General features: G+C 62.4%; 27 protein-coding genes. 17 read left to right on the top strand and 10 right to left on the bottom strand.

The genetic code is table 11. From position 1 onward, the window contains the following. Positions 1-3: 3 nt before the first annotated feature. The 3 genes from MOD31_RS11870 to MOD31_RS11860 all read left to right on the top strand — a co-directional run bounded on the left by MOD31_RS11870 (position 4) and on the right by MOD31_RS11860 (position 4,094). On the top strand, positions 4-1,008 hold the full coding sequence (locus MOD31_RS11870) for a LacI family DNA-binding transcriptional regulator (RefSeq protein WP_250820701.1): 1,005 nt from the start codon (positions 4-6) through the stop codon (positions 1,006-1,008). A 32-nt stretch (positions 1,009-1,040) separates the two neighbouring features. Next, positions 1,041-2,141 (top strand): D-TA family PLP-dependent enzyme, encoded by a 1,101-nt coding sequence (locus MOD31_RS11865; protein ID WP_250820700.1) that lies wholly within the window; start codon positions 1,041-1,043, stop codon positions 2,139-2,141. Between the two features lie 132 nt (positions 2,142-2,273). Next, entirely contained in the window at positions 2,274-4,094 is a 1,821-nt protein-coding gene (locus MOD31_RS11860; protein WP_250820727.1) for a glycoside hydrolase family 2 protein, read from the top strand. A 45-nt stretch (positions 4,095-4,139) separates the two neighbouring features. On the opposite strand, the gene MOD31_RS11855 is transcribed toward MOD31_RS11860, so the two are convergent. Beyond that, positions 4,140-4,661 (bottom strand): flavin reductase family protein, encoded by a 522-nt coding sequence (locus MOD31_RS11855; protein ID WP_250820699.1) that lies wholly within the window; start codon positions 4,659-4,661, stop codon positions 4,140-4,142. A gap of 194 nt (positions 4,662-4,855) precedes the next feature. On the opposite strand from MOD31_RS11855, the gene MOD31_RS11850 reads away from it, so the two are divergent. From MOD31_RS11850 to MOD31_RS11815, 8 genes are all read left to right on the top strand, one after another. Continuing rightward, complete coding sequence (locus MOD31_RS11850) at positions 4,856-5,158, top strand: urease subunit gamma (protein WP_142937136.1); 303 nt, start codon at positions 4,856-4,858, stop codon at positions 5,156-5,158. Positions 5,159-5,166: 8 nt separating this feature from the next. Further along, on the top strand, positions 5,167-5,535 hold the full coding sequence (locus MOD31_RS11845) for an urease subunit beta (RefSeq protein WP_142937135.1): 369 nt from the start codon (positions 5,167-5,169) through the stop codon (positions 5,533-5,535). Then, positions 5,532-7,262: an urease subunit alpha gene (gene ureC, locus MOD31_RS11840; protein ID WP_250820698.1), complete on the top strand. Its 1,731-nt coding sequence runs from the start codon at positions 5,532-5,534 to the stop codon at positions 7,260-7,262. The genes MOD31_RS11845 and ureC overlap by 4 nt, the downstream gene beginning before the upstream one ends. 8 nt (positions 7,263-7,270) lie before the next feature. After that, on the top strand, positions 7,271-7,744 hold the full coding sequence (gene ureE / locus MOD31_RS11835; RefSeq protein ID WP_250820697.1) for an urease accessory protein UreE: 474 nt from the start codon (positions 7,271-7,273) through the stop codon (positions 7,742-7,744). 135 nt (positions 7,745-7,879) lie between these two features. Next, on the top strand, positions 7,880-8,548 hold the full coding sequence (locus MOD31_RS11830) for an urease accessory protein UreF (protein ID WP_250820696.1): 669 nt from the start codon (positions 7,880-7,882) through the stop codon (positions 8,546-8,548). A gap of 21 nt (positions 8,549-8,569) precedes the next feature. Continuing rightward, entirely contained in the window at positions 8,570-9,187 is a 618-nt protein-coding gene (gene ureG / locus MOD31_RS11825) for an urease accessory protein UreG (RefSeq protein ID WP_250820695.1), read from the top strand. A gap of 202 nt (positions 9,188-9,389) precedes the next feature. After that, on the top strand, positions 9,390-10,313 hold the full coding sequence (locus MOD31_RS11820) for an urease accessory protein UreD (protein ID WP_374206989.1): 924 nt from the start codon (positions 9,390-9,392) through the stop codon (positions 10,311-10,313). Continuing rightward, complete coding sequence (locus tag MOD31_RS11815; protein ID WP_250820693.1) at positions 10,313-11,347, top strand: HoxN/HupN/NixA family nickel/cobalt transporter; 1,035 nt, start codon at positions 10,313-10,315, stop codon at positions 11,345-11,347. Before MOD31_RS11820 ends, MOD31_RS11815 begins: the two co-directional genes overlap by 1 nt. On the opposite strand, the gene MOD31_RS11810 is transcribed toward MOD31_RS11815, so the two are convergent. After that, positions 11,325-12,302: a serine hydrolase gene (locus MOD31_RS11810; RefSeq protein ID WP_250820692.1), complete on the bottom strand. Its 978-nt coding sequence runs from the start codon at positions 12,300-12,302 to the stop codon at positions 11,325-11,327. The genes MOD31_RS11815 and MOD31_RS11810 overlap by 23 nt on opposite strands. Before the next feature lie 155 nt (positions 12,303-12,457). Here MOD31_RS11810 and MOD31_RS11805 point away from each other — a divergent pair, with 155 nt between their 5' ends. Together MOD31_RS11805 and MOD31_RS11800 are read left to right on the top strand one after the other, a co-directional pair. Continuing rightward, the gene (locus tag MOD31_RS11805; protein ID WP_142937099.1) at positions 12,458-12,967 is read left to right on the top strand and encodes an RNA polymerase sigma factor; all 510 of its coding nucleotides are present in this window, start codon (positions 12,458-12,460) and stop codon (positions 12,965-12,967) included. A gap of 5 nt (positions 12,968-12,972) precedes the next feature. After that, on the top strand, positions 12,973-14,013 hold the full coding sequence (locus tag MOD31_RS11800) for a hypothetical protein (protein ID WP_250820691.1): 1,041 nt from the start codon (positions 12,973-12,975) through the stop codon (positions 14,011-14,013). 82 nt (positions 14,014-14,095) lie between these two features. On the opposite strand, the gene MOD31_RS11795 is transcribed toward MOD31_RS11800, so the two are convergent. Further along, a complete protein-coding gene (locus MOD31_RS11795; RefSeq protein WP_374206988.1) occupies positions 14,096-16,885 on the bottom strand; it encodes an alpha-amylase family glycosyl hydrolase in 2,790 nt (929 codons plus the stop codon). A gap of 319 nt (positions 16,886-17,204) precedes the next feature. On the opposite strand from MOD31_RS11795, the gene MOD31_RS11790 reads away from it, so the two are divergent. Together MOD31_RS11790 and MOD31_RS11785 are read left to right on the top strand one after the other, a co-directional pair. Continuing rightward, complete coding sequence (locus MOD31_RS11790) at positions 17,205-17,402, top strand: hypothetical protein (RefSeq protein WP_142937096.1); 198 nt, start codon at positions 17,205-17,207, stop codon at positions 17,400-17,402. Beyond that, positions 17,399-17,629: a hypothetical protein gene (locus MOD31_RS11785; RefSeq protein WP_142937095.1), complete on the top strand. Its 231-nt coding sequence runs from the start codon at positions 17,399-17,401 to the stop codon at positions 17,627-17,629. Before MOD31_RS11790 ends, MOD31_RS11785 begins: the two co-directional genes overlap by 4 nt. A 74-nt stretch (positions 17,630-17,703) precedes the next feature. Here the strand turns inward: MOD31_RS11785 and MOD31_RS11780 are convergent, their stop codons facing one another. The 5 genes from MOD31_RS11780 to MOD31_RS11760 are packed head-to-tail and all read right to left on the bottom strand — an operon-like array spanning position 17,704 to position 22,436. Next, complete coding sequence (locus MOD31_RS11780; protein ID WP_187697069.1) at positions 17,704-18,747, bottom strand: beta-propeller fold lactonase family protein; 1,044 nt, start codon at positions 18,745-18,747, stop codon at positions 17,704-17,706. Positions 18,748-18,749: 2 nt separating this feature from the next. Further along, positions 18,750-19,580 carry an aldo/keto reductase gene (locus tag MOD31_RS11775; protein ID WP_142937094.1) on the bottom strand — a complete coding sequence of 277 codons (831 nt, stop codon included), beginning with the start codon at positions 19,578-19,580 and terminating at the stop codon, positions 18,750-18,752. Continuing rightward, positions 19,577-20,614, bottom strand: a complete 1,038-nt coding sequence (locus MOD31_RS11770; protein ID WP_250820690.1) for an NAD-dependent epimerase/dehydratase family protein — start codon at positions 20,612-20,614, stop codon at positions 19,577-19,579. Before MOD31_RS11770 ends, MOD31_RS11775 begins: the two co-directional genes overlap by 4 nt. Next, complete coding sequence (locus MOD31_RS11765; RefSeq protein ID WP_166841017.1) at positions 20,611-21,582, bottom strand: aldo/keto reductase; 972 nt, start codon at positions 21,580-21,582, stop codon at positions 20,611-20,613. Before MOD31_RS11765 ends, MOD31_RS11770 begins: the two co-directional genes overlap by 4 nt. Before the next feature lie 32 nt (positions 21,583-21,614). Beyond that, the gene (locus MOD31_RS11760; RefSeq protein WP_250820689.1) at positions 21,615-22,436 is read right to left on the bottom strand and encodes an aldo/keto reductase; all 822 of its coding nucleotides are present in this window, start codon (positions 22,434-22,436) and stop codon (positions 21,615-21,617) included. 186 nt (positions 22,437-22,622) lie between these two features. On the opposite strand from MOD31_RS11760, the gene MOD31_RS11755 reads away from it, so the two are divergent. Then, positions 22,623-23,504: a helix-turn-helix transcriptional regulator gene (locus MOD31_RS11755; RefSeq protein WP_250820688.1), complete on the top strand. Its 882-nt coding sequence runs from the start codon at positions 22,623-22,625 to the stop codon at positions 23,502-23,504. 64 nt (positions 23,505-23,568) lie between these two features. On the opposite strand, the gene MOD31_RS11750 is transcribed toward MOD31_RS11755, so the two are convergent. Then, entirely contained in the window at positions 23,569-23,778 is a 210-nt protein-coding gene (locus MOD31_RS11750; protein ID WP_011773002.1) for a dodecin, read from the bottom strand. Positions 23,779-23,887: 109 nt separating this feature from the next. Next, positions 23,888-24,694: an SDR family oxidoreductase gene (locus MOD31_RS11745; protein ID WP_166841021.1), complete on the bottom strand. Its 807-nt coding sequence runs from the start codon at positions 24,692-24,694 to the stop codon at positions 23,888-23,890. A gap of 160 nt (positions 24,695-24,854) precedes the next feature. On the opposite strand from MOD31_RS11745, the gene MOD31_RS11740 reads away from it, so the two are divergent. Further along, positions 24,855-25,286 carry a universal stress protein gene (locus MOD31_RS11740; protein WP_011773004.1) on the top strand — a complete coding sequence of 144 codons (432 nt, stop codon included), beginning with the start codon at positions 24,855-24,857 and terminating at the stop codon, positions 25,284-25,286. The last annotated feature ends 18 nt before the right edge of the window (positions 25,287-25,304 follow it).

Below are 25,304 nucleotides of genomic sequence, written 5' to 3'. Positions count from 1 at the left end.
TGCATGGCCGTGACCATGAACGACGTCGCACGCGCGGCAGGAGTGTCCTTGAAGACGGTCTCCAATGTCATCAACAACTACGAGTTCATCCGGCCCGCCACCAAGCAGCGGGTCCTTGATGCTATTGAAGAGCTCGGGTACCAAACAAACCTGACGGCCCGAAGCCTCCGCTCCGGAAAGACCAACATGATCGGGCTGGTGCTGGCCGACCTCTCCATCCCGTACTACGCCGAGCTGGCCTCGGACATCATGAAGGCCGCTTGGGCACGCGGCTACCGGGTTTTGGTGGAGCAATCCGGCAACGAGGCAGAGCACGAGAAAGCTGCGCTTCAGGGCCAGTTCCGCAGCCTCACCGACGGCCTCCTTTTCATCCCACTGGCCTTGCAAGCCGAGCAGATCATCGCCCACGCCGGCAAGAAACCGTTGGTCCTCCTGGGCGAATTCGTGCAGGACCCCCGGCTGGACATGGTCCTCATCCAAAACCAGGAGGCTGCCGCCGCCGTCACCACGCACCTGCTGGCGGGCGGCCGCCGTCGTATAGCCGTCCTGGGCGCGCACGACGGCGACGAAGCCGGCAGCAACGGCCTCCGCCTCCGCGGTTACCGGGCTGCGCTCGCTGACGCCGGGGTGGAGCATGACCCGGCGCTGGTGGTCCCCTGCGATTGGAGGCGCGACGGCGGTGCTGACGCCACCGCGCGGTTGCTGGACAGCGGCGTGGAATTCGACGCGGTTTTCGGGCTCAACGATGCCCTCGCTTTAGGGGCGATGCACGAACTCCTGCTCCGTGGCCGGAAAGTCCCGGAGGAGATTGCCGTGGCTGGCTTCGATGACATTGACGAGTCGCGGTTCGCGTCGCCGTCGTTGACTACTGTGGCGCCGGGGCGGGCGGAAATTGCGGAGCGCGCCGTCGAACTCCTCATCCAGCGGATCGAAAGCAAAGATGCGCTGCGTGCCGTCCAGCAGCCGGCGGCGGCGTTCGAAATGCGGGTCAGGCAGTCCGCTCCGTAGGTCGTCATTGTCCCGGCCGCTAGGGTTTATGAATGAACGCTATTCCTGCCGCCCTCATCACCCCTGCCGTCATGATCGACCCCGATGTCCTGGACCGGAACATCGAACGGATGGCGGCGAGCATGCGCGGGCGCGGGCTGGGACTCCGTCCGCACGTGAAGACGCACAAAACGCTGGAAATTGCGCGCAAGCAGCTCGCCGCGGGAGCCGTTGGCATCACTGTGGCCACGATCGGCGAGGCCGAGGTCTTCGCTGCGGACGGCGTGAAGGACATCTTCATCGCTTACCCCCTCTGGGTTGAAGCGCCGCATGCGGAACGTCTTCGCGCGTTGACGGCCACGTGCCGCCTCGCCGTCGGCGTGGATTCGGCGGAAAGCGCGACGGCGATGGGCGGCCAACTTGGCGCGGATGCCGGCAGTATTGAGGTGCTGATCGAAGTGGACAGCGGGCACCACCGAAGCGGAGTCCTGCCGGACGAGGTGGTGGATGTTGCCAGGGCAGCCACGGCGGCGGGTTTGGCCGTGGCCGGTGTTTTCACCTTCCCGGGGCATAGCTACAAGCCCGGTATGCCCACAGGTGCTGCGGGTAACGAGAATGAAGCGCTGGGTCTTGCGGCAACGGCTCTGACTTCCGCTGGTTTCCACGTGAAGACCATCAGCGGGGGGTCCACGCCCACGGCCCTGATCGCTGGCGATTCAGCAGCTACGGAACTGCGTCCCGGAGTTTATGTGTTCGGCGACGCCCAGCAACTGGAACTGGAGCGCTGCGGCTGGGATGACATCGCTCTGACGGTCGCGGCCACAGTGGTCAGCAGGCACGAAGCCCGTGGCGGGAACGTGCGCCGGGTTGTGGTGGACGCCGGCAGCAAGATCCTGGGCAGTGACCGCCCGGACTGGGCTACCGGGTACGGGCGGCTCCCCGAATTCCCTGAGGCTCGCGTCACGGCGTTGTCCGAGCACCACGCCACGGTTGTGTGGCCGGACTCCTCGGAACTGCCGCCCTTGGGCGCGCGGCTCCGAGTCATCCCCAACCATGTGTGCCTCACTATGAACCTGGTGGACGAGGTCACTGTGGTGCGCGGCGGGGCTGTGGTGGAGCAGTGGAGCGTTGCGGCTCGGGGCCGAAACAACTAGGCCGATTCTTGACCAGGACGAGGTGGAGGAATGGCACGATTCCTGGTGCCAGTGCAAATTTCCATGGCATGCGCTTCACTGGAATGACTCCTCCATCCCGTTTTTGAAGGACAGGCCTTGACGTACTCTGATGTGATTCCCTCCCTCCCCAAGCCCGAGCATCCCCGTCCACAGCTGGTCCGTGACACATGGCTGAACCTCAACGGCACCTGGGAATTTGAGATCGACGCCGGTGACTCCGGTTTGGAGCGCGGACTCACCACGCGTGAACTCAACAGCCGGATCCTGGTTCCGTTCGCACCGGAGTCCGCCCTTTCGGGGATTGAGCACGTAGATTTCATGGAAGCCGTCTGGTACCGGCGCACCGTGTCCATCCCTCAGGAGTGGGCCGGACAGAACGTCCTTTTGCATTTTGGCGCGGTGGATCACGACGCCACGGTGTGGGTAAACGGCGTGGAAGTAGCCCGTCACCGTGGCGGGTTCACGCCTTTCACGGCAGACCTCGGGGGAGCGGCAGAGCCCGGTACGGACGCTGTGGTTGTGGTTCGAGCCAGAGACTCACGGCACGAGATGCAGGCCCGGGGCAAGCAAGCCACCTGGTACAACAACACCCACTGCCAATACACGCGGACCACCGGAATTTGGCAGACCGTCTGGATGGAAGCGGTGCCTGAGATTCACATCAAACGCCTCCGCATGACGCCCAACCTTGCCGATTCCAGCATCACCCTGGAGGTGCCGGTCAGCCAGAACCGAAGTGGACATTCTGTCACCGCCGTCCTCAGCGATGACAGCGAGCTGCGTGTAGAAGCCACGGCCAAAGCCGACCTGGATCTCACGCCCTCCCTTCGACTGGAAATCCCTGCAGAATCACTGCGCCCTTGGTCCATCGAAGATCCTTTCCTCTATGACCTGGAGGTCAGTGTCCGCGACTCCTCCGGCAATGTGATTGATCAGGTCAGCAGCTACGCAGCGGTTCGATCGGTTGCCTTGGACGGCAAAGTGGTCCGCATCAACGGCAAAGCAGTCTTCCAACGGCTGATCCTGGATCAGGGCTACTGGCCGGAGTCCTTGATGACGTCGCCGGACGATGCTGCCCTCGTCAAGGACATTGAATTGTCCATGGCCGCAGGCTTCAATGGTGCCCGGCTGCACCAGAAGGTCTTTGAGGAACGCTTCCTCTATCACGCCGATCGCCTGGGTTACCTGGTGTGGGGTGAGTTCGGCGACTGGGGTGTCTCCGGTGGCGGAACGGTGGGTCACAATCAAAAGCCCACAGCGAGCTTCGTGGCGCAATGGCTGGAGGTGCTCAAGCGCGATTTCAACCACCCCTCCATCATTGGTTGGTGCCCTCTCAACGAGACCCACCAAGTGATGCACGATCGCCCCACGATACTTGATGACGTCACGGAAGCCATGTTCCTTGCCACCAAGCTCGCTGATCCTACGCGTCCGGTCATCGATGCCTCCGGTTACTCACATCGCATTCGGGAGACCGACATTTACGACTCGCACTCGTATGAACAGGATCCGGACCGGTTCCGCATGGAACAACAGGGCCTTGCGGACGGAAAGCCGTACATCAACCGCACGGCGGACGGCCAGGAGTATTCAGTGCCTTATGCAGGCCAGCCCTACTTCGTCTCCGAATTCGGCGGGATCTGGTGGAACGAACTTGAGGCCCGCCAGGCCGTGGACGGAAGCGACGTCGCCTCTTCATGGGGCTACGGCCAGCGCGTCAGCAGTGAGGAAGAGTTCTACACCCGCTTCGATGGACTCTGTGCCGTATTGCTGGAGAACGAGGATATGTTCGGTTACTGCTACACGCAGCTGACGGATGTGTTCCAGGAGAAGAACGGCATCTTCAACTTCGACCGCAGCAACAAGTTCGATCTGGAGAGGATCCGCGCCAGCCAGCTGCGGCCTGCCGCGATCGAAACCCGGTGGGCGTAGGCTACGTGGCACTCATGAAGACCTAACCTCGCAGTTAAGCCGCAGCTAAGCCCCGGCTGGAACACTCGCGAGCAGCGTGTGGAACTCCCGGTTGTGATAAACCAGTGGAGCTGAACCGGACGGGTTAGCCCGGATGTCCACAACTTTCGCTGCCAGCAGCACTGAGCCCCCCAGCGGCGCCCGATGGATAATTTCGCACCGTAATGCCCAGACGGCCTCCTTGAGCAGGGGCTCTCCTGTGGGCAGGACCTCCCATTCCATGGTGTCCGTGAATCGCGGGGCGGATGGGTCCGCGAAGGCGCGGACGAGCTCCAGCTGATCGGCGCCCACCAGATGGACCACGATTGTTTGCGCGGCTGCGATGACGGAAGCTGATCGCCCGCCGGTCACAGAGAAAGCGAGTATCGCCGGATCCACGGCCACAGATGCCACCGATGATGCCGTCAGCCCCACTGCTCCCTCTGGACCCGTTGCTGTGACAATCGAGACTCCTGCCGGATGGGCGCGGAACGCGGCCCTGAAAAGTTCGCCGACTGGTTCGGATGGCACGGGCTTGGGATGGGTCATTAACGCACTTTCATGGGGCTGGTGGGGATGGCGGCCTCTCAGACGCACACCTCATTGATGCTAGAACCTCAACAATGGTTGAGGTCAATTCCTGAGAAATCGACCCCCGCCCGTGACGCCGTGGAAACGTAGCCGAAACTTCCGCTCCCTACGCTGAACACAATGTCCAAGTGCCCGGCGTCCCAGGAGTAACCATGCATCTTTTGCCCCGTGAGCAGGAGAAACTCATGATCGTGGTGGCCGCCGACCTCGCACGGCGTCGCCAAGGGAGGGGGCTCAAACTGAACTACCCCGAAGCTGTGGCGATCATCAGCTACGAGCTCATCGAAGGCGCCCGCGACGGCAAGTCAGTCGCCCAACTCATGAGCTACGGAAGCACCCTGTTGCGCCGCGAAGACGTGATGGAAGGCGTGCCTGAGATGATCCACGACGTCCAGATCGAAGCCACTTTTCCCGACGGCACCAAGCTGGTCACCGTCCACAACCCCATCCGTTAGGAGCCCCCATGATCCCCGGTGAATACAGGCTCCAGCCCGGTCCCGTCGTGTGTAACAGCGGCCGCCAGGCGATCGCCGTCGAGGTTGTGAACCGCGGTGACCGCCCCGTGCAGGTCGGTTCGCACTATCACTTTGCCGAGGCCAACAGGGCCCTGGAATTCGACCGAGAAGCCGCCTACGGCCGTCGGCTGGACATCCCCGCAGGTACTGCCGCACGGTTCGAGCCGGGGGACAGGAAAACGGTCCACCTGATCGAACTCGCAGGGACGCGCGAGGTGCACGGCCTCAGCAACGCAGTTAACGGAAAGCTCGACGGCGGAACTTCAGTAACCGGGGAACCCCGCCCGGGCGTCGCAGCGGAGAGGGACCACCAGTGAGCTTCGAGATTCCCCGCAAGCAGTACGCCGAACTGTATGGCCCCACCACCGGCGACGCCATCCGTCTTGCCGACACCGAGCTGTTCCTGGAGATTGAGAAGGACTACACGGCTTACGGCGAAGAAGTGGTGTTCGGCGGCGGCAAAGTGATTCGCGACGGAATGGGTCAGAACGGCCAACTCACGCGGGCTGAAGACATCCCGGACACCGTGATCACCAACGTGATCGTCCTGGACTACACGGGTATCTACAAAGCCGACGTCGCCCTCAAAGACGGCCACATCTTCAAAATCGGCAAGGCCGGCAACCCACAGATCGTTGACGGCGTGGACATCGTGATCGGTGCCAGCACGGAAATCATCGCGGGCGAACGGAAGATCCTCACAGCCGGCGGCATCGATACCCACATCCACTTCATCTCCCCGGAGCAGGTCCCCGCAGCCCTGTGCAACGGAATCACCACTATGGTGGGCGGCGGCACCGGCCCCGCCGAAGGAACCAAAGCCACCACCATCACCCCCGGCGCCTGGCACATCTCGCGCATGCTGCAGGCCGCTGAGGGGCTACCCGTCAACATCGGTCTGTTCGGGAAGGGCCACGCATCCGCCGTCGAGCCCCTCGCGGAGCAGATCCGCGCCGGTGCCGTCGGACTCAAAGTTCACGAGGACTGGGGCTCCACCACGTCCTCCATTGACATGTCCCTGCGCGTTGCCGACGAATACGACGTTCAAGTAGCCATCCACACGGACACCCTCAACGAGTGCGGCTTCGTGGAAGACACCATCCGGGCGATCGACGGCCGCGTCATCCACACGTTCCACACCGAAGGCGCAGGCGGAGGCCACGCCCCGGACATCATCAAAATCGCCGGGCTGCCCAACGTGCTTCCCGCGTCCACCAACCCCACGCTGCCCTACACCAAAAACACCATCGAAGAGCACCTGGACATGCTCATGGTCTGCCACCACCTCAACCCGGACATCCCCGAAGACGTGGCCTTCGCCGACTCCCGCATCCGCGCCGAAACCATCGCCGCCGAAGACGTCCTCCACGACCTCGGCATCTTCGCCATCACATCGTCCGACTCCCAGGCCATGGGCCGCGTCGGCGAGGTGGTCACGCGTACCTGGCAGGTGGCCGATGCCATGAAGCGCCAGCGCGGCGTACTGAAGGATCCATCCGGAACCACCCACGGATCCGCCGAATCCGACAACTTCCGGCTCAAGCGCTACGTGGCCAAATACACCATCAACCCCGCCATCGCCCAAGGCATGGCAGACGTCATCGGATCCGTGGAAGAAGGCAAGTTCGCAGACCTCGTCCTCTGGGACCCCGCGTTCTTCGGCGTGAAACCCGAGCTCGTCATCAAAGGCGGGCAGATCGCCTACGCACTCATGGGAGACTCCAACGCCTCCATCCCCACACCGCAACCGCGCACCATGCGGCCCATGTTCGCCACGTACGGAAAAGCCCTCCAACAAACATCCATCACGTTCCTGTCCCAAGCCGCCATCGACGCCGGAGTGCCACCCGAGCTCGGCCTGGAACGCATCATCAAACCAGTCACCGGCATCCGCAACCTCAGCAAAGCGGACCTGAAATACAACGCCGAAACCCCGGACATCGCCGTCGACCCCGAAACGTACAAAGTGACGGTCGACGGCGTCGAAGTCACCTCCCAGCCCTCCGACGTGCTGCCCATGGCCCAGCGCTACTTCCTCTTCTAGGAGCCACCATGATCATCGAAAAAATCCTGGGCAACCTCCACGAACAACCCGCTGACTACACAGGCCACCACAAAGAAAAAGTAGTGCTGCCCAGCGCCCTCCTCGTCAAACGCATCCAACGCGTCACCACCGATCACGGCAAAGAACTCGGCATCCGGCTCCCCAGCGGCACCGGGGACCTCCGAGACGGCGACATCCTTGCCGTCACTGACACCAACCTCATCGTCATCTCAGTACTGCCCACCGACGTCCTGGTGATCGGGCCACGGAGCATCCACGAAATGGGCGTCGTGGCACATTCGCTCGGCAACCGGCATTTGCAGGCACAATTCTTCGACGCTGCGTCTGAATACGGGGCCGAAGTCATGGTGTGCCAGTACGACCACACGGTCGAAGACTATCTGAAGAGCGTCGGCGTCCCCTACGACAGGCAAGAGCGGGTCATGCCGGTGCCATTTCGCCATGCTGAGCATTCGCACTAAGCGTGTGCCCGTGGACGGTGGCGGTTGGGGCGCCGCCCCGGATTTTGGGCCGTGCCCGCTTCGCGATGCCCTCCACACCGCGGCCCAAAAATCCGGCGCGGCTCCGGCTTTTCGCCTCACCATTCGGAGCGACTCATGACCTCGTATCAGCTTGCTCTTCAACAGTTGACTGACTCAGCTTTGCCTACGGGGGCGTTTGCTCATTCTTTGGGGTTTGAGAGCTACATACATCGTGAGTTGGTTCGTGATGAGATCACTTTTGGGAAGTGGTTGGGTGCTTTTGTGGGGCAGCAGTTGACCTATTCCGAGGGGTTGGCCGTTCGCTTTCTTTATGAGGGGGTGGATGTTGGCTTGCTGGATGGGGTGTTGTCTGCTCAGTTGTTGGCTCGGGAAGTGCGGGAGGCCTCTTTGAAAATGGGGGGACGGCTTCTGGAGATTGGTGGGGAGGTGTTCCCGTCGGCTGAGTTGGAAGAGTATCGGGGGCTCGTTCGGGCGGGGTTGGCCTCGGGGCATCAACCTCTGGCTTTTGGCGTCATTGCGCGGTCTTTGGGGGTTCCCTTTGAGGCGGCGTTGTCTGCCTATCTGTTTGCCACCGTTACCTCGCTGACGCAGAACGCCGTGCGGGCCATACCGCTCGGACAGAACGCCGGGCAGCGGGTACTTCGGGACGCGCACGACGCCGTTGCTGCCGCCATCCAGGATGTAGCACAGCTGTGCTGGGACGACTTTGGGGCCGTCAGCCCCGGCCTCGAAATTTCACAAATGCGGCACGAACGGCAACGTGCCCGCATGTTCATGAGCTAGCAAGTGCAAAGGACAGACAACATGACAGAACCCATCAAAATCGGCGTCGGCGGGCCCGTCGGAGCAGGCAAAACCCAGCTCGTTGAACGCATCACCCGGCACATGAGCCGCGGCATCTCCATGGCCGCCATCACCAACGACATCTACACCATCGAAGACGCCAAAATCCTCGCCGCCAACGGCATCCTCCCCGAAGACCGGATCATCGGCGTCGAAACCGGCGGCTGCCCCCACACCGCCATCCGCGAAGACACCTCCATGAACACCGCGGCCATCGAAGAACTCAAAACCCGGCATGCTGACCTGCAAGTCATCTTCGTCGAATCCGGAGGCGACAACCTCTCGGCCACCTTCAGCCCAGAACTCGTCGACTTCTCCATCTACATCATCGACGTAGCCCAAGGCGAAAAAATCCCCCGCAAAGCCGGCCAAGGCATGATCAAATCCGACCTCTTCATCATCAACAAAACAGACCTGGCACCCCACGTAGGGGCAGACCTCGCCGTCATGGAGAGGGACTCCAAAGAGTTCCGCGGCAACAAGCCGTTCTGCTTTACCAACCTCAAAACGGACGAAGGCCTGGACGAGGTCCTGAACTGGATCCGCCGCGACGTCCTGATGCTCGACTTGGCCCAATGAACCGATGCGAGTTGGCGGTTAGGTCACCTTGGGCGGCGCCCGCGGATGAAGGGGGCCGTGCCCGCTCCGCGATGCCCGCCACGCCGCGGCCCCCTTCATCCGCGTTCGCGGATCGCCCCACCCGCATTGCCGCGACAAAAGGCCAGCTCCTTATCCCCGGCTTCGCCGCCGCAGCGATCCAGTCACCTTGCGTGGGCGGATTATGAGCACGCACGTAGTGGTCCCTTCTGTCGACGTAAGTCCTTGGGGGAACCTGGGGCCCGAATCCACGTTGGCCTTTGGGGAGCGGGCTGTGCGGGGGCGGTTGGAGCTTGGGGTTTCTGTGCGGGGCGGTAGGTCCGTTGCTTCGCGGCAGTTTCATGAGGGGGCTTTGAGGGTGCTCAGGCCGCATTACTTGGATGGGTCCGGGCAGGTTTGTTATGTCATGGTCAATCCCGGGGGTGCGTATCTTGGGGCTGATCTGTTTGTTATTGACGTGGAGGTTGAGGCGGGGGCTGAGCTGTTGCTGACCACGCAGTCGGCAACCAAGGTGTACAGGACTCCGGGGTCGTTCGCTGAGCAGCGGATGACCATCAAAATGGGGGAGGGCTCGCGGCTGGAGTTGATGCCGGATCAGTTAATCGCGTACCGGGAGGCGAGCTATCGGCAGAATTCGCGCATCAGTCTCCACCCGACGTCGAGCCTCGTCATGGCTGAGGTCATCACGCCGGGGTGGTCGCCGGACGGCGCGTCCTTCAAGTATGAGGAGGTGCGGCTGCGCAACGAGATCTGGGTAGAGGGGGAGAACGGTGCGAAGCTGTTGGCGCTGGACAACCTCCTGATCAGGCCACCTCTCAACGACGTGACCGGGATGGGGTTCATGGAGGGCTTCAGCCATCTGGGCTCGTTAGTGGTGGTGGATCCGCGGGTTGATCAAGGGCTTGCCGATGAACTGGACCGGATAGCCCGTGACTTTGACGCTTATACCGGGGTGTCCTTAACGGCGGCTATTGTCGGAAGTGCGGGGCTTGTGCTGCGATCGTTGTCCAACAGCACTGAGGAACTCAACAAATTGCTGGGTGCGTGCACCGGCGTCCTGCGGGAACGTTGGTATGGGCAGGCGCCCTTGAGCCTGAGGAAGTACTGATGACTGCGCTGACCGAGTTCGCCACCATGTACCGGGAGCGGGAGACGTTGTCCCTGCGGACCCGGCTGCTGTTCACTTTCGGTGCCGTAGCCGCTTTGCATCTTGCCGCCGTCGTGCTGTTGCTTGTTGGCACCGCAGGTGGCGCGCAGCCGCTGGCGCTCGGGCTGGTGATCACCGCGTACGTTGCCGGTATCAAGCACAGTTACGACTGGGACCACATCGCCGCCATAGATAACTCCACGCGCAAATTCGTGGCGCAGCACAGAGACCCCGTGAGTGTGGGTTTTGCATTCAGCCTGGGTCACAGCTCCGTGGTGATCCTCGCCGGGCTGCTGGTGGTGGCGGGTGCCACCTTGATCGGGCAGTTCATGGAGGACGGCACCACCGGTAACAAGGTGCTGGGCCTGATCGGCAGTGGAGTCTCGGGGTTGTTCCTGCTGGCGATGGGCTTGTTCAACGGCTCCGCGTTTGTGCGGGCGACCAGCGTGTACCGTCAGGTACAGCGGGGAGGTGATGTGCGGCCCGAAGACCTTGAAGCGAAAGGCTTTGTTGCCCGGCTGCTCGCCAAACCGCTGTCCAAAGTGGAGCGGCCGCGGAACATCTACGTGATCGGTTTCCTGTTCGGCCTGGGGTTTGACACCGCCACCACCATCGGACTGCTGGTCATCACCACGACGGCGTCACTCGCCGGTGTCTCGCCCCTCGCCCTGATGGCCCTCCCGCTCGCGTTCACCGCCGCCATGACCCTGTGCGATTCCGCCAACGGCGTGGCCATGATGAGGATGTACAAATCAGCCATTCACAACCCGCGGCGCAAGCTCGGCTTCAACGCCCTGATCACCGGCATCTCTGCTGTTTCTGCGCTCTTCATCTCCGTGATCACACTGGGTGGCTTCATCAACGCCGCCTTTGAACTCGAAGATCCGCTGACCACGTGGCTCGGCAGCATTGACCTTGGCGACGCGGGCCTGATCCTGGTGGGACTGTTCGTGATCGTCTGGGCCGTATCAGCTAGGAGACCGCCACTGCGTTGAAAAGCTCGTTGGTGTCCACACCAAGGTCCGGGGTGTCCAGCACGTTGGTCAGGAACACCACGCAGCGGTCCTGCTCGGGGAGCATCCACCACTCAGTGCCTGACCAGCCCGGATGCCCATAAATCCCCTGCGCGAACAGCTCGGACTCATTGGCGGGCATCTGGAAGCCCAGTCCGGTGTGGCGTAGGGGCTGGGGCCGGGTGGTGATGTGCGAAACCTCTGTGGTCCGGGGGCGGCGCATGGCGGCAAGAGTTGCGGGCCGGACGGTTTTCCCGGAACCCCCCAGCAGCTCTGAACCCAGATTAAGTAGGTCTGCGGCCGTTCCAAAGAGCCCGGCTCCTGGATGCCTGTTTTTGTACATGGCCTGGATATCAAGGCCAGCTGCGTAGGCGCCGTGGACGGTGTGCGGGTTGGAATCCGTGTTGAACGTGAGCCCGTGCGCCCCGGTATCGGCGGCCAAAGCCAGGAGCTGGTTCTCGAACGGAACTCCGCCTGACCACTCGGCCATCGCCGCTGCACCCTCAAAGGCGATGTTGCAGTACTGCACCAGAGATCCGGCGTAAAAGGCTTGATCCGCGGCGGTGAGGGCTTCGCGGAGGGGAGTGCCGCCGTCGAGCGCCGGGTCTGAGATTCCGGATCGGTGGCTGAGAAGCTGCTCAAGCGTCACGGTATCCGTGCGGCCGGTGCCAAAGCCCGGCAGGGCGTCACCCAGCGAGGCGCCAAGCGAGAGTTTCCCCAACTCAACTTGCCGCATGACCGTCAGGGCCGTGATCGGTTTGGTGACCGAGAACAGCGCAAAGTGATCATCGACTGCAGCCTGCCGGCCGTCGTCGGAACCAAACGCCACAATGTCCTCAATGCCTTGGCTTGAGGCAATGCCCAGCACCGCGACCGGCACGCGTTTGAGCTCTACCTGCTTGCGGGCCCAGTCCGCTGCGGGTCCTATTTCCACCATTGCCTGTTCACGCCTTCGTTCGGGGTCCGGGGTTGCTGCATCGAATCTATCGTGGACGCCGGAAGAAACTTGCCACCCATGTAACCTTGGCAGCCCGGCCGGAAACTATACAAGTATCCTGCAGTTCAGGGCTCTAATTACCAGGGGGAACAATCGTGCTTTCAGAGCGCGAATTGGCGTTCATCGCCATTCACAAAGACAGCTACCCATCCGTGTTCAAGTTCGTCTGCCGACGTGTTGAATCCGCGGACGTAGCTGAGGAAATCGCGGCCGACGTTTTCCGCGTCGTATGGCAGAAGTGGAGCGATGACTCACACCCGGACCTTCCGTACCTCCTGACGGTTGCAAGGAACCTTGTGGGAAATGCGTACAGGAGCCGCGACAGGCGCCTGGCGTTGCAGGAAAAGCTGCGGACGACGGCGGTCCAGCGCTTTGGTGGCGACTCCGAGAATGTTGCTGTCCAGGACGCAATGGAAGCACTGCGGGAAAAGGACCGCGACATTTTGCAGATGGCCTACTGGGACGACCTGGGGATTGCCGACATCGCGAAAGTGCTGCAGTGCAGCGAATCGGCGGCAAAAGTCCGCCTTCACCGGGCCCGCACTGCGTTCCGGAAACATCTGCCTGCAGGGGCCAACTCGACTACACAGAAGATGGGGGTCTGAAGACAATGGATCCGATCAAGAACCAGATATCAGCGATTGACCCGCTCACTATCGATCCCGTGGCGGAACCCAACGGCGAAGAAGCGCTGCACAAAATCCTTTCCGGCACCACCGTGTTCAGCGACAACAGCCCACTCGCGGCAGTGACGTCCCTGGAACAGCGCAGGCGCCGCAAAGCCCAGATTGCGGGCGGGCTATTGCTCGGCGCTGCTGCCGTGACTGCGGGGGTGCTGGTTGCCTCAAGCTTCGAGACAGTCAGTTCCAATCCCTTGCCCGCTGTGACACTCCAAAGCTCCACGCCCACGCCTACCGTCACCCCGACGCCCACGCCCACTGCGACACCTTCGGCGACGCCGTCAGCGACGCCCACGGTGGCCGCGCCGGTGACCACCCCGCCCGCACCCACCACACCGCCAGCAGTGGCCTCGGCGCCAGTGGTGCCACCCGTGCAGGCACCCACCAGCCAGACCTATACCTTCCCGGACGGGCATTTGTCCTTCACCTATCCGGTCGGCTGGAGTATCCGGGCGGACCAAGGACCATTCGATCCTCCCGGGACTGCGGAAGCCTCGCGCATTGTGACTGTCTTTGATGCCGCTGGGGCAGAGGTAGCTCGTGTGTTCAATGGAAACTACGCGGATGGGACTGCTGGTTTGGTGGACCGAACCATTCTGGACCGGGCTGTAGTGCCCGGCGTTCGCGACAACTCGGGTGAGCTGGTGGAGTTCGGTTTCTCCTCTAACCAGTCACAGTACATTCCCTACGAAGGGCCCCCCTACGAGGGAATGCCCTCACCCCGAACGGGACCTGCCGATGGACCTCCGACGTACATCATGGATGTACGGGTGTCCTCCGAGCTCAAGGCCGGAGTAAGTTCCTCCGGGACCAACCAGGTCCGCGTACCAAACGGCATCATGAGTGCTTACGCGGTGTTCGATCCCGCCAAGCAGCCAGCCTTCGCAACCCCGGAGGCGGCCAAGGCTTGGATGGGCAGCACCCAGTATGCCCAACTCAAGTCCATGCTGCTCAGCCTGAGCTACAAGTAGCCCATCTGAATAGCAGTTGAGGCCGTTTTGAGCGTTCAAAACGGCCTCAACTGCTACTTACTTGGGTTAGCGGACAGGTGGGTTAGCGGACAGTCACCAGGTGGCTGGCGGGGTCGTACCGGAAGGTGACCGGGCCGCCGTCGTGCTTCAACGCGATGTTGCTGCCGTTGGGGGCTCCGGCCAGGCCGTAGTTCTCAGCCCAGGAGCCGTTGATGGCGGCCTTGAACTCGTAGCTGCCGGCGGCCAGGTTGGGCAAGGAGAGCTTCCAGAGTCCGTCAGCGGCGTCCAAGGACAACTGGGCCTGGGCGCAATCGGGCATCCAATCGCCAGCGCAACCGAGCTCGGAGTTCAGGCTTCCCGGCACGGAAACGGCTGCAGGCTGCTGGCCCGCGGTGACTGCGCTGATGAGATTGGTGGCGTGGTCGTACAGGAACGTGACGGCGCCGCCTGTGTGCGTGAACGCCACGTTGGGGCCGTCGAGCTCACCGCCTGCGCCGTAGTTTTCGTCCCAGGTGCCGTTGAGCGCAGCCTTGAACTCGTACGTTCCCGCGGGAAGGTTGGGCACGCTCAGCTGCCACAGCCGATGCGTCGGCTCGTAGCTCATGAGCCCCTGTTCGCAACTGGGCTGCCAGTCCTCGGTGCAGCCCAACTCGGTGTTGAGGCTGCCGGCCACGGTGACAGTTTCAGGTTGCGTCGGCTCACCCACCACGCCGCTCTTCGGCTCGCTCGCCGACGTCTGCCCGCGGTTGTCCAACACCACCGCGCGGTACTCCACCGAGGCCCCCGGCTCCAGGGACGACACGTCATGGAACACCTGATAGGGGGCGTTGTCATCCGTGCCGATCGCCGTCCACTCGCCACCAGCCGTGCGCGCTTGGAACGTGACCTCATAGAACGAGTTACCGTCGACGTCGGCCGTTACCTTCAGGCGGCTGGCGTCACCAGCTGCGGTGACCGGCTTCTTAAGCACGACGCCGGGCGCCGCCTTGGACTTGGCCAGTCGCCCCGCTGCTTCATACACCACAGTGGAAAGCGGCGGTACGGTGACGGTCAGTGTGGCGTCCTGTCCGGTTTTGGCGTTCTTGGCGGCGTCACCATAAACCAGTTTGAACGGCTGTTTCGCTTCATATGTGGGGATCGCCGCGGTCTGGGCTGACTCGCTGTTGTTCACTGCCACGATGTACTCGCGCTGCTCTTTGGCATCAATGCGTGAGAACGCGTAGATGCCGGCGCCGTCGGCTGCGTAGCGGTTTTGCTGGGCACCGCTTCGGAGCGTGGGGTGTTCAGCTGCGAGGGCCGCGAGTTCACTGATTTTCTTGTACAGCGGGTGCTGGGTGTCGAAGTTGTCAGTGGCGTGCGTGGAGCTGGTCCCCAGGAGATCATCATCCAGATATTCCTGGACCTTGCTGGCGAACATGGTCTGCCGCGAGTCCTGGTCTCCGCCGGCCCCGGTGAAGCCTTGCTCGTCGCCGTAGTAAATCACGGGGTTGCCGCGCGAGAAGTACATCAGCTCATGGGCGAGCTCGTCGCGTTCCACCAGTTCGGCGTCGGACGCTCCCGGGTTGTCCTGGGCGATGAAGGTGCCGATGCGGCCCATGTCGTGGTTACCCAGGAAGGTGGGCAGTTGGTAGACGTTGGAGTCGGCGTCCGTGTACCAGTCATCCCCGTTGAAGAAGTCCGCCAAGCCGGTGGCTTTGCTGCTCTGGGACGCGAAGCTGCGGGCTGCGCCTTGGAACCCGAAATCCAGCACGGCCTGCATCTGGTTCCTGGTGGTGAATTTGGATGTGATGCTCTTGGAGGTATCGAAGACCTCGCCGAACATGAAGAACTCGTCCTTGCCCTGTTCCTTGGCGTAGCTGAGAACCTGGGGTCCGAACTGCTGCCAGAACTCGTCATTGACGTGCTTCATGGTGTCGATGCGGAATCCGTCGATCCCGAAGTCGCGGATCCAGGTTTTGTAGACGTCCATCATTCCGTTGACCACTTTGGGGTTCTCGGTGAAGAGGTCGTCCAGGCCGAAGAAGTCGCCATAAAGGGAGTCCTCGCCGGCAAAGTTGGTGTTGCCGCGGTTGTGATAGAGCGTGGGGTCGTTCAGCCAGGACGGAACCTTGACCTCTTTCTCCGCGTCCGGGACCACAGGTGTGTACGGGAAGGACGTGGCGGCATCCAGGGCCGGGAAGTCTTGCGTTCCCGCGTAGTCGCGGTCATCGAAGACCTCGCCCGCAGCGGTTCGGTAAGGCTCGGTTTCTTTGGAGATGTAGGGCGCCGAGGCGGTTTCCTGGTACTGAATGACGTCCGCGGTGTGGTTGGTGATGATGTCGAAGTACACCTTCATGCCACGGGCGTGGGCGGCGTCAATGAGCGTCTTCAGCTCGGCATTGGTGCCAAGGTGGGGGTCGATCTGCGTGAAGTCCGTGACCCAGTACCCGTGGTAACCGGCTGAACTGTTCGCCAGGGTGCCGTCGCCTTGCACCGCCTTGTTCTTGAAGCTTGGTGTGAGCCAGAGGGAGTTGGTGCCCAGCCCCTGGATGTAGTCCAACTGGTCTTGGAGACCCTTCAAGTCCCCGCCGTTGAAGAACCCCTTACGGCTGGGATCGAAGCCGGACACCATCGGATCGGAACCCAGCCCGCCGTCGTCGTTGGCGGCTGTACCGTTGTTGAAGCGGTCGGCCATGACGAAGTAGAAGTTCTGATCGCTGATACCGCCGCGGATGGAGTGCTGGGCGGCGGGATCGGGCGTGGGGACGGGAGCGGCGCCTGCAGGGAGGACGGCCGAGGCGGTGAGTACCGCCGTCGTCATGAGGACGGCGGCGATCCGGTTCAGTGGTGGGCGCTGGGGGCAGTCGTTGGATCTATAGCTGCGAGATAGCAAGTGATGAAACCTTCCGCTAAGCGACAGTGCTGTGGCATATAGATGTTGTGGGACAAGTCACAACTGTAAGCGCTTCCGTATGCTTAATCCACGAGTTCCGGGTATTTCGAATTGTGAAGGATCTCGCAAAAACTCTCTTTCTGGAAGCGTTTGCATGCGCTCTACCCGAAAGCGTGCGGGATTTTCACTGTGCCTTTGCATGGCCACATTCCAAAACGCTATGCATCCGTCCATAACCAAGCCCGTGTGACTTGCATAGGGTTGAAGAGATCTGCTTCACAAAACACCCCCGATCTATCCCCAAGGATGAGTTTCAACGATGAAGAGCATCGCCCTCCTGCGCGAACGAGCCACCCGCGTCATGCCTACCGGTTCCCACTGCCCGGCGTCGGGTCTCTGGAGCCCGGACTCCGATCCGGATGCCGTCCAGGTTTTCGCGGAAGGCCACATCCTCCCGGCCCACCAGGGTGTACCCACCGTCTGGCGGCGCCGCACCGCCGCTGAAGCGTCGGCATGACCAGCACCATCCTGAACAGGCCCGCCGACTACCGCCACGTGCCGGCGGCCGAGTGGACTGAGCTCGCCGCGGGCGATCCCGTATGGATCTACGACGTCGCGTGGGGCGCCGGGACCGGCCGCGTGGACGATGTTTCCAAGCACCAGGAACTGCTCTGGGTCATCCTCGAACCGACCGGCCGCAGGCTCATCTGCGGAACGGACGACGTCGAGGTCTGGACAGCCTGAAAAGACCCGCCGAGATGGCACAACATGACAATGTCTGAGCGGATGATTGTCATCAAGTGCCATCTCGGCGTCAGTTAACCGGCGGGGACCAGAACGCTGGGAGAGCCCGTCTCCACACGGCTCACGGGACCGTCCGGCAGTCCGGTTGCCGGGTCCAGCCTGAAGCTCACGACGTCGTCCGAGCCTTCGTTGGCGACGTACAGCCAGCCTTCGCGGACCAAGTGGTGGCGCGGCCACTCACCGCCGCACGGTACCTCCCCGACGGGCTCCAGTTCAGCCCCGCCGTTGGATACCTTCACCACGCAAATGGAGTTGGACCCGCGAACGCCCACATACGCGAAACGGCCGTCGGGAGACAACGCGATCTCCGCTCCGGCGTCGCCTTCTTTGGCACCCGTGGCGCTCGCCGTAACTATGGTTGCCAGCCTGTAAGTACCGTCCGGTTCCATCTGAAGTGCTGCCACTTCCACTGAATATTCGGTGTCCACCACAACGGTTCCGCTGTGATGGCGGGCCATGTGCCGTGGCCCGGAACCCTTGGGCAGGATCACCTGATGATCCAACTGCAGGCCTTCGCCCGGCGCGTACCGCCACACCCTCACCAGGTCATGTCCCAGGTCCGTGGTCATCACACGGCCATCCGGCAGCATCAGGCTTGAGTGCGCGCGGCTGGGTCGCTCCCCGTCCGGAGTCGTTGCAGAGTGGGGATCGACGGCGGCTGCCGCGTTGGTGCGCGAGGTGATGGCGCCGTCGTCGTCCAGTTCGTAAAGGATGACCTGACCGTCGCCCCAGCACGTTGCCACAATGAAACGTCCCTGTGGATCAGCCGCCACGTGGCACGTTGCTTCACCGGCGGGCCAAGGATCGCCGAAGGCCTCCAACTCAGCGTCGCCGGTCCGGCGATACGCCCGCACGGTCTTACCTTCCTCGGCGACGGCGTAGACCACCGGGAGCGTCGGATGCAGTGCGAGGAATGATGGTGAGTTGGCGGGGACCGCCAGGCCAAGGGACGTCAGCTGGCCATTGTCATCAGCCGAAAGTGCGGCGATGCCCTCGCCCTTGCCATTCCTGTCGGCAGTGTACGAACCAACCCAGATCAGTGTTTCCTGGCTAACCATGGTCAGTGGCCCTGAACGTCGGAGTCCACGCCGGCGTCCGGACCGGCGTCGAGGGTTTGAAGCCTGGTGAGGTCATCGGGGTCCAGTTCGAAGTCGAAGATGTCCAGGTTCTCCCTCATGCGCTGCGGATTGGAGGTCTTGGGGATGGCCACCAAGCCCTGCTGGACATGCCAGCGCAGCACCACCTGGCCGGGTGTTTTACCGTACTTTTCGCCGATGCCGGCCAGCACGGGAGCATTCAAGAGATCGCTGCTGGCACCCAGCGGGCTGTAGGACTCGGTGATGATGCCATGTGACTGGTTGAAAGCCCGTGCAGCCGTACGGGGAATGGAGGGGCTGACCTGGATCTGATTGACCGCGGGCACCACATCCGTTTCGCGCAACAGCTGATCCAGGTGGGCCGGCTTGAAGTTGGAGACACCGATTGATCTCACTTTGCCCGAGCTCTGCAGCTCCTCAAAGGTCTTCCAGGTGGACACGAACTCACCGCGGCGGGGGAGCGGCCAGTGGATCAAAAGGAGGTCTACATACTCCAGGCCCAAGCGTTCCAAGCAGCCGTCCAGCCCGGCAATGGCCTTTCCGGAACCCTGGAATTCACCATCTAATTTTGTGGTGATGAAGAGTTCTTCGCGACTCACCCCACAGGCGCGGATGCCGTTGCCCACGCCCTTCTCATTGCCGTACTTCTTTGCAGTGTCCACGTGCCGGTAGCCGTGCGACACCGCCTCCACCACGGCATCGGCAACCTGGGCATCATTCAACGGCCACGTGCCAAGGCCCAGTTGGGGGATCTTGTGGCCGTCGTTGAGTTCAATGAGCGGGGCAGATGTCATGCGCGCACATTCCTTTCGTAAAGCCGATCGCATAGCTCCATATAGTCCTCGTGAACCACCTGCAGCTCAGGATGCTGATCATGCCATGACACGATCTCTCGCGCACCGTCCGCGAACGGAATCGTGGCCCGGTAATCAGGGACAAGGGCTTTGATTTTGGAGTTGTCGAACACCACGGAGTGCGAGCGGTCACCCAACAGGTTGGGGCCGAGCTCGGGACTGTGGGCTGCAATCGTGTCCGAAGAAACGTGGAACAGCTCCGGTTCGTCCACCCCGGCTGCCCGAGCAAACAGGCGGTAAATCTGGTTCCACGGCAGGAACTCGTCCGAGGTAATGGTGTAGCTCTCGCCCACAGCTTGGGGCCGCCCCAAGAGACCAACAAAGGCCTTGGCGAAATCCCGGCTGTGAGTCAGCGTCCAGAGCGACGTGCCATCACCGTGCACCATGATGGGCATCCCCGCACGCATCCGGTGAATATCGGTCCAACCGCCCACCATCGCGATCTTGGTCCGGTCATAGGTGTGGGAGGGCCGGACCACGGTCAACGGGAAGTCCAGCTCACGGTAGGCCTCGTACAGCACCTCCTCGCAGGCGATCTTGTCCCGCGAATACTGCCAGAACGGGTTCTTGAGGGGCGTCGATTCCCGGATAGGCAGTGTTGTGGGCGGCTTCTGGTACGCCGAAGCAGAACTGATGAAGACGTACTGTCCGGTCCGCCCACGGAACAATTCCACGCCGGCCCGCGCCTGATCCGGGGTGTAGGAGATAAAGTCCGCAACGGCGTCGAACTCCCTTCCCTGAAGTACCTCACGTACAGCGGCGGCATCCCGAACATCCGCGTGGAGCACTTCCGCCCCGTCGGGGACCGGCCGCCCGGCTGACCGTCCCCTGTTGAGGATGGTCAGCCGGTGGCCCAGTGCGACGGCGCGTTCAGCCGCCGCCGCACTGATGACTCCCGTGCCGCCGATGAACAGGATGTTCCGTAGTGAGACGGTGTCTGCCGCGGGCAGCAGGCTGCTTGCGGAATCGCTCACCAGGCGTAATCTTCGGGGGCGGGGCGGTGGCCCGGGAAGATGTCATCCAGCCGCTTGAGGGCGTCCTCGTTCAAGGAGACGTCCAAGGCGCGGATGGCCGCATCCAGCTGCTCCTGGGTACGCGGTCCAACGATCGGAGCCGTGACCGCAGGCTGGTGGAGAAGCCAAGCCAACGCAACATCCCCGGGTGCGTGGCCCAGATCGTCCGCGAAATCCTCGTACTGGCGGATTTGCTCCTCGTGCTTCTTGAGGGTCTCCAATGCCCGGCCCTCAGCGCGGCGAACACCCTGCTCTTCCTTTTTCAGCACGCCACCCAACAGCCCGCCCTGAAGCGGAGACCAGGGAATCAGGCCCAGGCCATAGTTCTGCGCAGCCGGAATGACCTCAAGCTCCACTTCGCGCCGGAACAGGTTGTAAATGGACTGCTCACTGACCAGCCCGGTGTAGTTCCGCCGGCGCGCCGCTTCCTGCGCCTGGGCGATGTGCCAGCCGGCAAAATTGCTGCTGCCAGAGTAGAGGATCTTGCCCTGCTGGACGCCCACCTCGATTGCCTGCCAAATCTCGTCCCACGGAGTATCGCGATCAATGTGGTGGAACTGGTAGATGTCGATGTAGTCCGTCTGCAGCCGCTTAAGGCTCGCATCCAGTGCCCGGCGGATATTGAGTGCCGACAACTTGGACTCGTTGGGCCGGTCCGTCATGGTGCCGTACAACTTGGTGGCGAGGACCGTACGCTCGCGGCGCTCGCCGCCCTTGGCGAACCAGCGGCCGATGATTTCCTCTGTCCAGCCGCGGTGCTCGGTGCCGCCGTACACGTTGGCGGTGTCAAAGAAATTGATGCCCGAGTCCAGTGCGGAATCCATGATGGCGTGTGCCGTTGCCTCCTCCGTCTGCGGACCGAAGTTCATGGTGCCCAGGCAAAGACGGGAAACTTTCAGGCCGGAACGGCCCAGGTGGGTGTACTGCATGTGGTTGAGTCCTTTGCTTTGTTCGTGGGGCTTTAGAGCTGGGTGAAAGCTGCGACGGCGGGATCGGAGCCGATGCGCGCGCCCGCCTCCAGTGCCGTAATAGCTGCCAGCTCCGATTCGGTGAGAGTGAGATCGGCTGCGCCGAAGTTCTCACGCATCCGCTTGGAGTCCGCGGACTTGGGAATCACGATGGTCCCCTGGGCGAGGTGCCAGGCCAGGATCACCTGTGCAGGAGTAGTGCCGTGGGCGGCGGCTACCAGCGCCACTTGCTCCGCGTTCAGGTCCTTGCCTTGGCCCAACGGGCTGTATGCCTCCACGGCGATGCCCAGGTCGCGGCACTTGGTGGCGAGTTCGGCCTGCTGGAACGTTGGGTGGACTTCGATCTGGTTGACGGCCGGGACCACCTCTGCCTCCTTGAGCAGTGCGTCCACGTGGTCGGGAAGGAAGTTGGAAATGCCGATGGCCCGGATCTGCTTGTCCTGATGCAGCTTCTCCATCTCCTTCCACGCCTGCGTGTAGAGGCCCTGCGAAGGGACAGGCCAGTGGATCAGGTACAGGTCAATAACCTCAAGGCCCAAGGCGTCGCGGCTGCGTTGGAAGGCGTCATAGGCCTCGCCCTGCTCGCCGTTGCGGAGCTTGGTGGTGATGAAAAGTTCCTCCCGGCGAATGCCGGAGGCGGCAACAGCAGCACCTACTCCGGCCTCGTTGCGGTACGCGGCTGCGGTGTCGATGTGGCGGTAGCCGGCTTCCAGGGCGTCTTCCACTACCTTCTGCGTTTCTCCTGCAGGTACTTGGAAGACGCCGAATCCAAGCTGGGGAATGGTGACGCCGTTGTTCAATGTCAGCTCTGGCATGACGGTCTCCTTCGACGGAACGATTACGGTGGTGACACTCCAGAAAGCGTTTTCGGAGGCTCTGTACCGAGCCTATTCACTTTTGGCGGCAGAGTCAGCAACCCAGCGTGATCCTGTTTTTCCTAGGTCTGGTAGTCCTACCCACAACGGTGGCCTTTCACACGCCTCGAACGGCAGAATGGGCAGATGGGTCAAAGCGCCGAGTTCGGTAAATTCCTCAAAATCATGCGTGCCCGCCTCTCGCCCGAGGACGCCGGAGCGCAGGAGAACAGTGGTGCCCGCAGGGTACCCGGACTCCGCCGCGAAGAGGTTGCCCGGCTCTCCGGAGTGAGCACCGACTACTACACACGTCTGGAGCAGGGCCGCAACATCCACCCGTCCAAGGCCGTCCTCGACTCTGTGGCCCGCGCACTACGCCTGGACGCGGGGGAACAGGCACACATGATGGACCTGCTGGAGCACTGCGCAAGTTCCGCAGGCAGCCCAGGCCCGGTTCAAAAGGTGAGGCCAGCACTCCGGCAGTTGCTGGACGCCGTGGGTGATGTTCCGGCCATGGTGTTGGGGCGGCGCGCGGATGTGCTGGCCGGAAACCGGATGGCCCACCTGCTCTTCACCGATTTCGCATCGCTTCCCGCCCCGGAGCGCAACCTGACGCGCTGGATCATCCTGGATCCCCAGGCGGGGCAGCTGTTCAGGGACTGGAAAACCGTGGCCGCTGAAGCTGTGGGTGCCCTGCGCATGGATGTGGGCCGGCACCCCAACGATCCCCAAACCAATCAACTGGTGGGAGAGCTCGCCGTGCACAGCGAGCATTTCCGGCAATGGTGGGCCGGGCACAGGGTGGCCTCCAGATCCGCAGGCACTGTGCGGTTGCACCACCCGATCGTCGGCGACCTCGAACTGAACTTTGAGACGCTGAGTCTCCCGGACGACCCCGACCAGATGCTGAGGATCTATTCCGCGAAGGCCGGCTCGCCGTCGTCGGACGCTTTAACGCTGCTCAGCTTGGGTGACGTAGGCACCGAGCCCGTCAACGCACCCGAGCCCGCACGCCGAGACGGCAGTTAATGACAATCCGGGACTGTCATTAACTGCCGTCTCTCGTGGAGAAGGTGATCAGCGCCTAGGCTGTTCAGCGCTCCAGGCGGAAACCGAGCTTGATGGTGACCTGCCAGTCGGCCACCGCGCCGTCCTCAAGGTGGCCGCGGATTTCCTTGACCTCAAACCAGTCCAGGTTCCGCAGGGTCTGGGAGGCTGTTGCGATGCCATTCTTGATCGCGTCGTCAACGCCTTCGGTGGAAGTTCCTACAATTTCGGAAACGCTATAGGTGTGGCCAGCCATGGTGCTCCTCATCAACGTCATACGAATCTTTGGAAATTTCAGGCCCGCCAGGCAGGCCGTTCATGCAGACTAGCCCACGGATCACCGTGCGGCCAGAGGTGGTGCAGGCTTAGCTTTCGCGCCAGTCGTTGCTGGTGATGTGCGAGCCTGCCTGCGGTCCCATCTGCAGCATTCCGCCATCCACTGGCCACGAAGCGCCATTGACATAGCTGGAGGCCGGTGAGGCGAGGAACGCGATGACGGCGGCGACTTCTCGGGCATCTCCGGGCCGGCCCAACGGGACTCCCGGCCGTTCCTTTTGCCTCGGATCCTCGTCTTCCTGGCCCGTCATGGGAGTCGCGATTTCGCCGGGTGCCACGTTGTTGGCGGTGATGCCGTACTGGGCGAGTTCCAATGCCATGGTCTTAATCAGGCCGCCCAGGCCATGCTTGGACGCGTCATAAGCCGAAGCCCCAACTCTCGGCTGGAACTCATGGACGCTGGTGACCGCGATGATGCGCCCACCTCGGCCGGCTTTCACCATGCGCTTTGCTGCCGTCTGCATGGCCACGAAAGCGCCGTTGAGGTTGGTATCCAACGTGGACATCCACGTGTCGTAGTCCAACTCCAGGAACTTGGTGCCGTCCCCGGTTCCGGAGTTGTTGACGAAGACGTCCACGCCGCCAAGTTCCTCAGCCAGACTGTCAATTGCTGCGGCCGTTCCACGGGCATCCCTGGTGTCCAGTTGGTGCACCACTGCTTTCTGGCCCAGACCGCGGACCTCCTCCGCAGTTTCCTCAGCGCCCTGTTGGTCCGAGTGCCAAGTGATCCCCACATCCATGCCCGCCTTGGCCAACGCCACCGCGGTGGCCTTTCCTATGCCGGAATCCGATCCTGTGACGATGGCGGTCTGCGGGGAAAACGGTTCGTCGCTCATGGCGTTGCCTTTCGGTCGGGTAGTCGTTCCGATGATTTATCCCTACCCCGTGATTCCGGCCGTAAACACTCCCGGCGCAAAAGGGTCATCCCGGTGCAGGGAGATCGAGTGTAGATTTCTTGCAGCAGCACCCAGCAAATCCCCACAACCAGGAGTACTCATGTCAGAAGTTATTGTGGTCGGCGTTGACAACAGCGAGACGGCCAAGCGCGCAGCAGTGGCAGCAGCGAAGCTCGCCACGGCACTCGGCGCCGAGCTGCATGTGATCAGCGGCTTCTCCGATGACCGCATCGAAGAATTCGGCAGCGGCAGCGACCGCATCACCGTTTCCTCGGCCGACTCCGCGGAATACGTTGCCCGCAAGGTCTCCGAAGAGCTGGACGTCCCTGCCGGCAACATCAAGTACTTCGCAGCCCGCGGCACTCCGGCCAACGCCCTGATCAACTACGCCGAGACCAACAACGCCTCGCTGATCGTGGTGGGCAACAAGCGCATGAAGGGCCTGGGCCGCGTCCTGGGCAGCATCGCCAACAGCGTGGCGCACGGTGCTCCCTGCGACGTGTACATCGTGAACACCGACGTCGAGGCGTAGCCACCCATGTAGGTAGCA

Source organism: Paenarthrobacter sp. TYUT067 (assembly GCF_023656375.1).
GTDB lineage: Bacteria > Actinomycetota > Actinomycetes > Actinomycetales > Micrococcaceae > Arthrobacter.
Note: the sequence above shows the minus strand (reverse complement) of the source record. Positions and strands in the feature narration are given on the sequence as shown.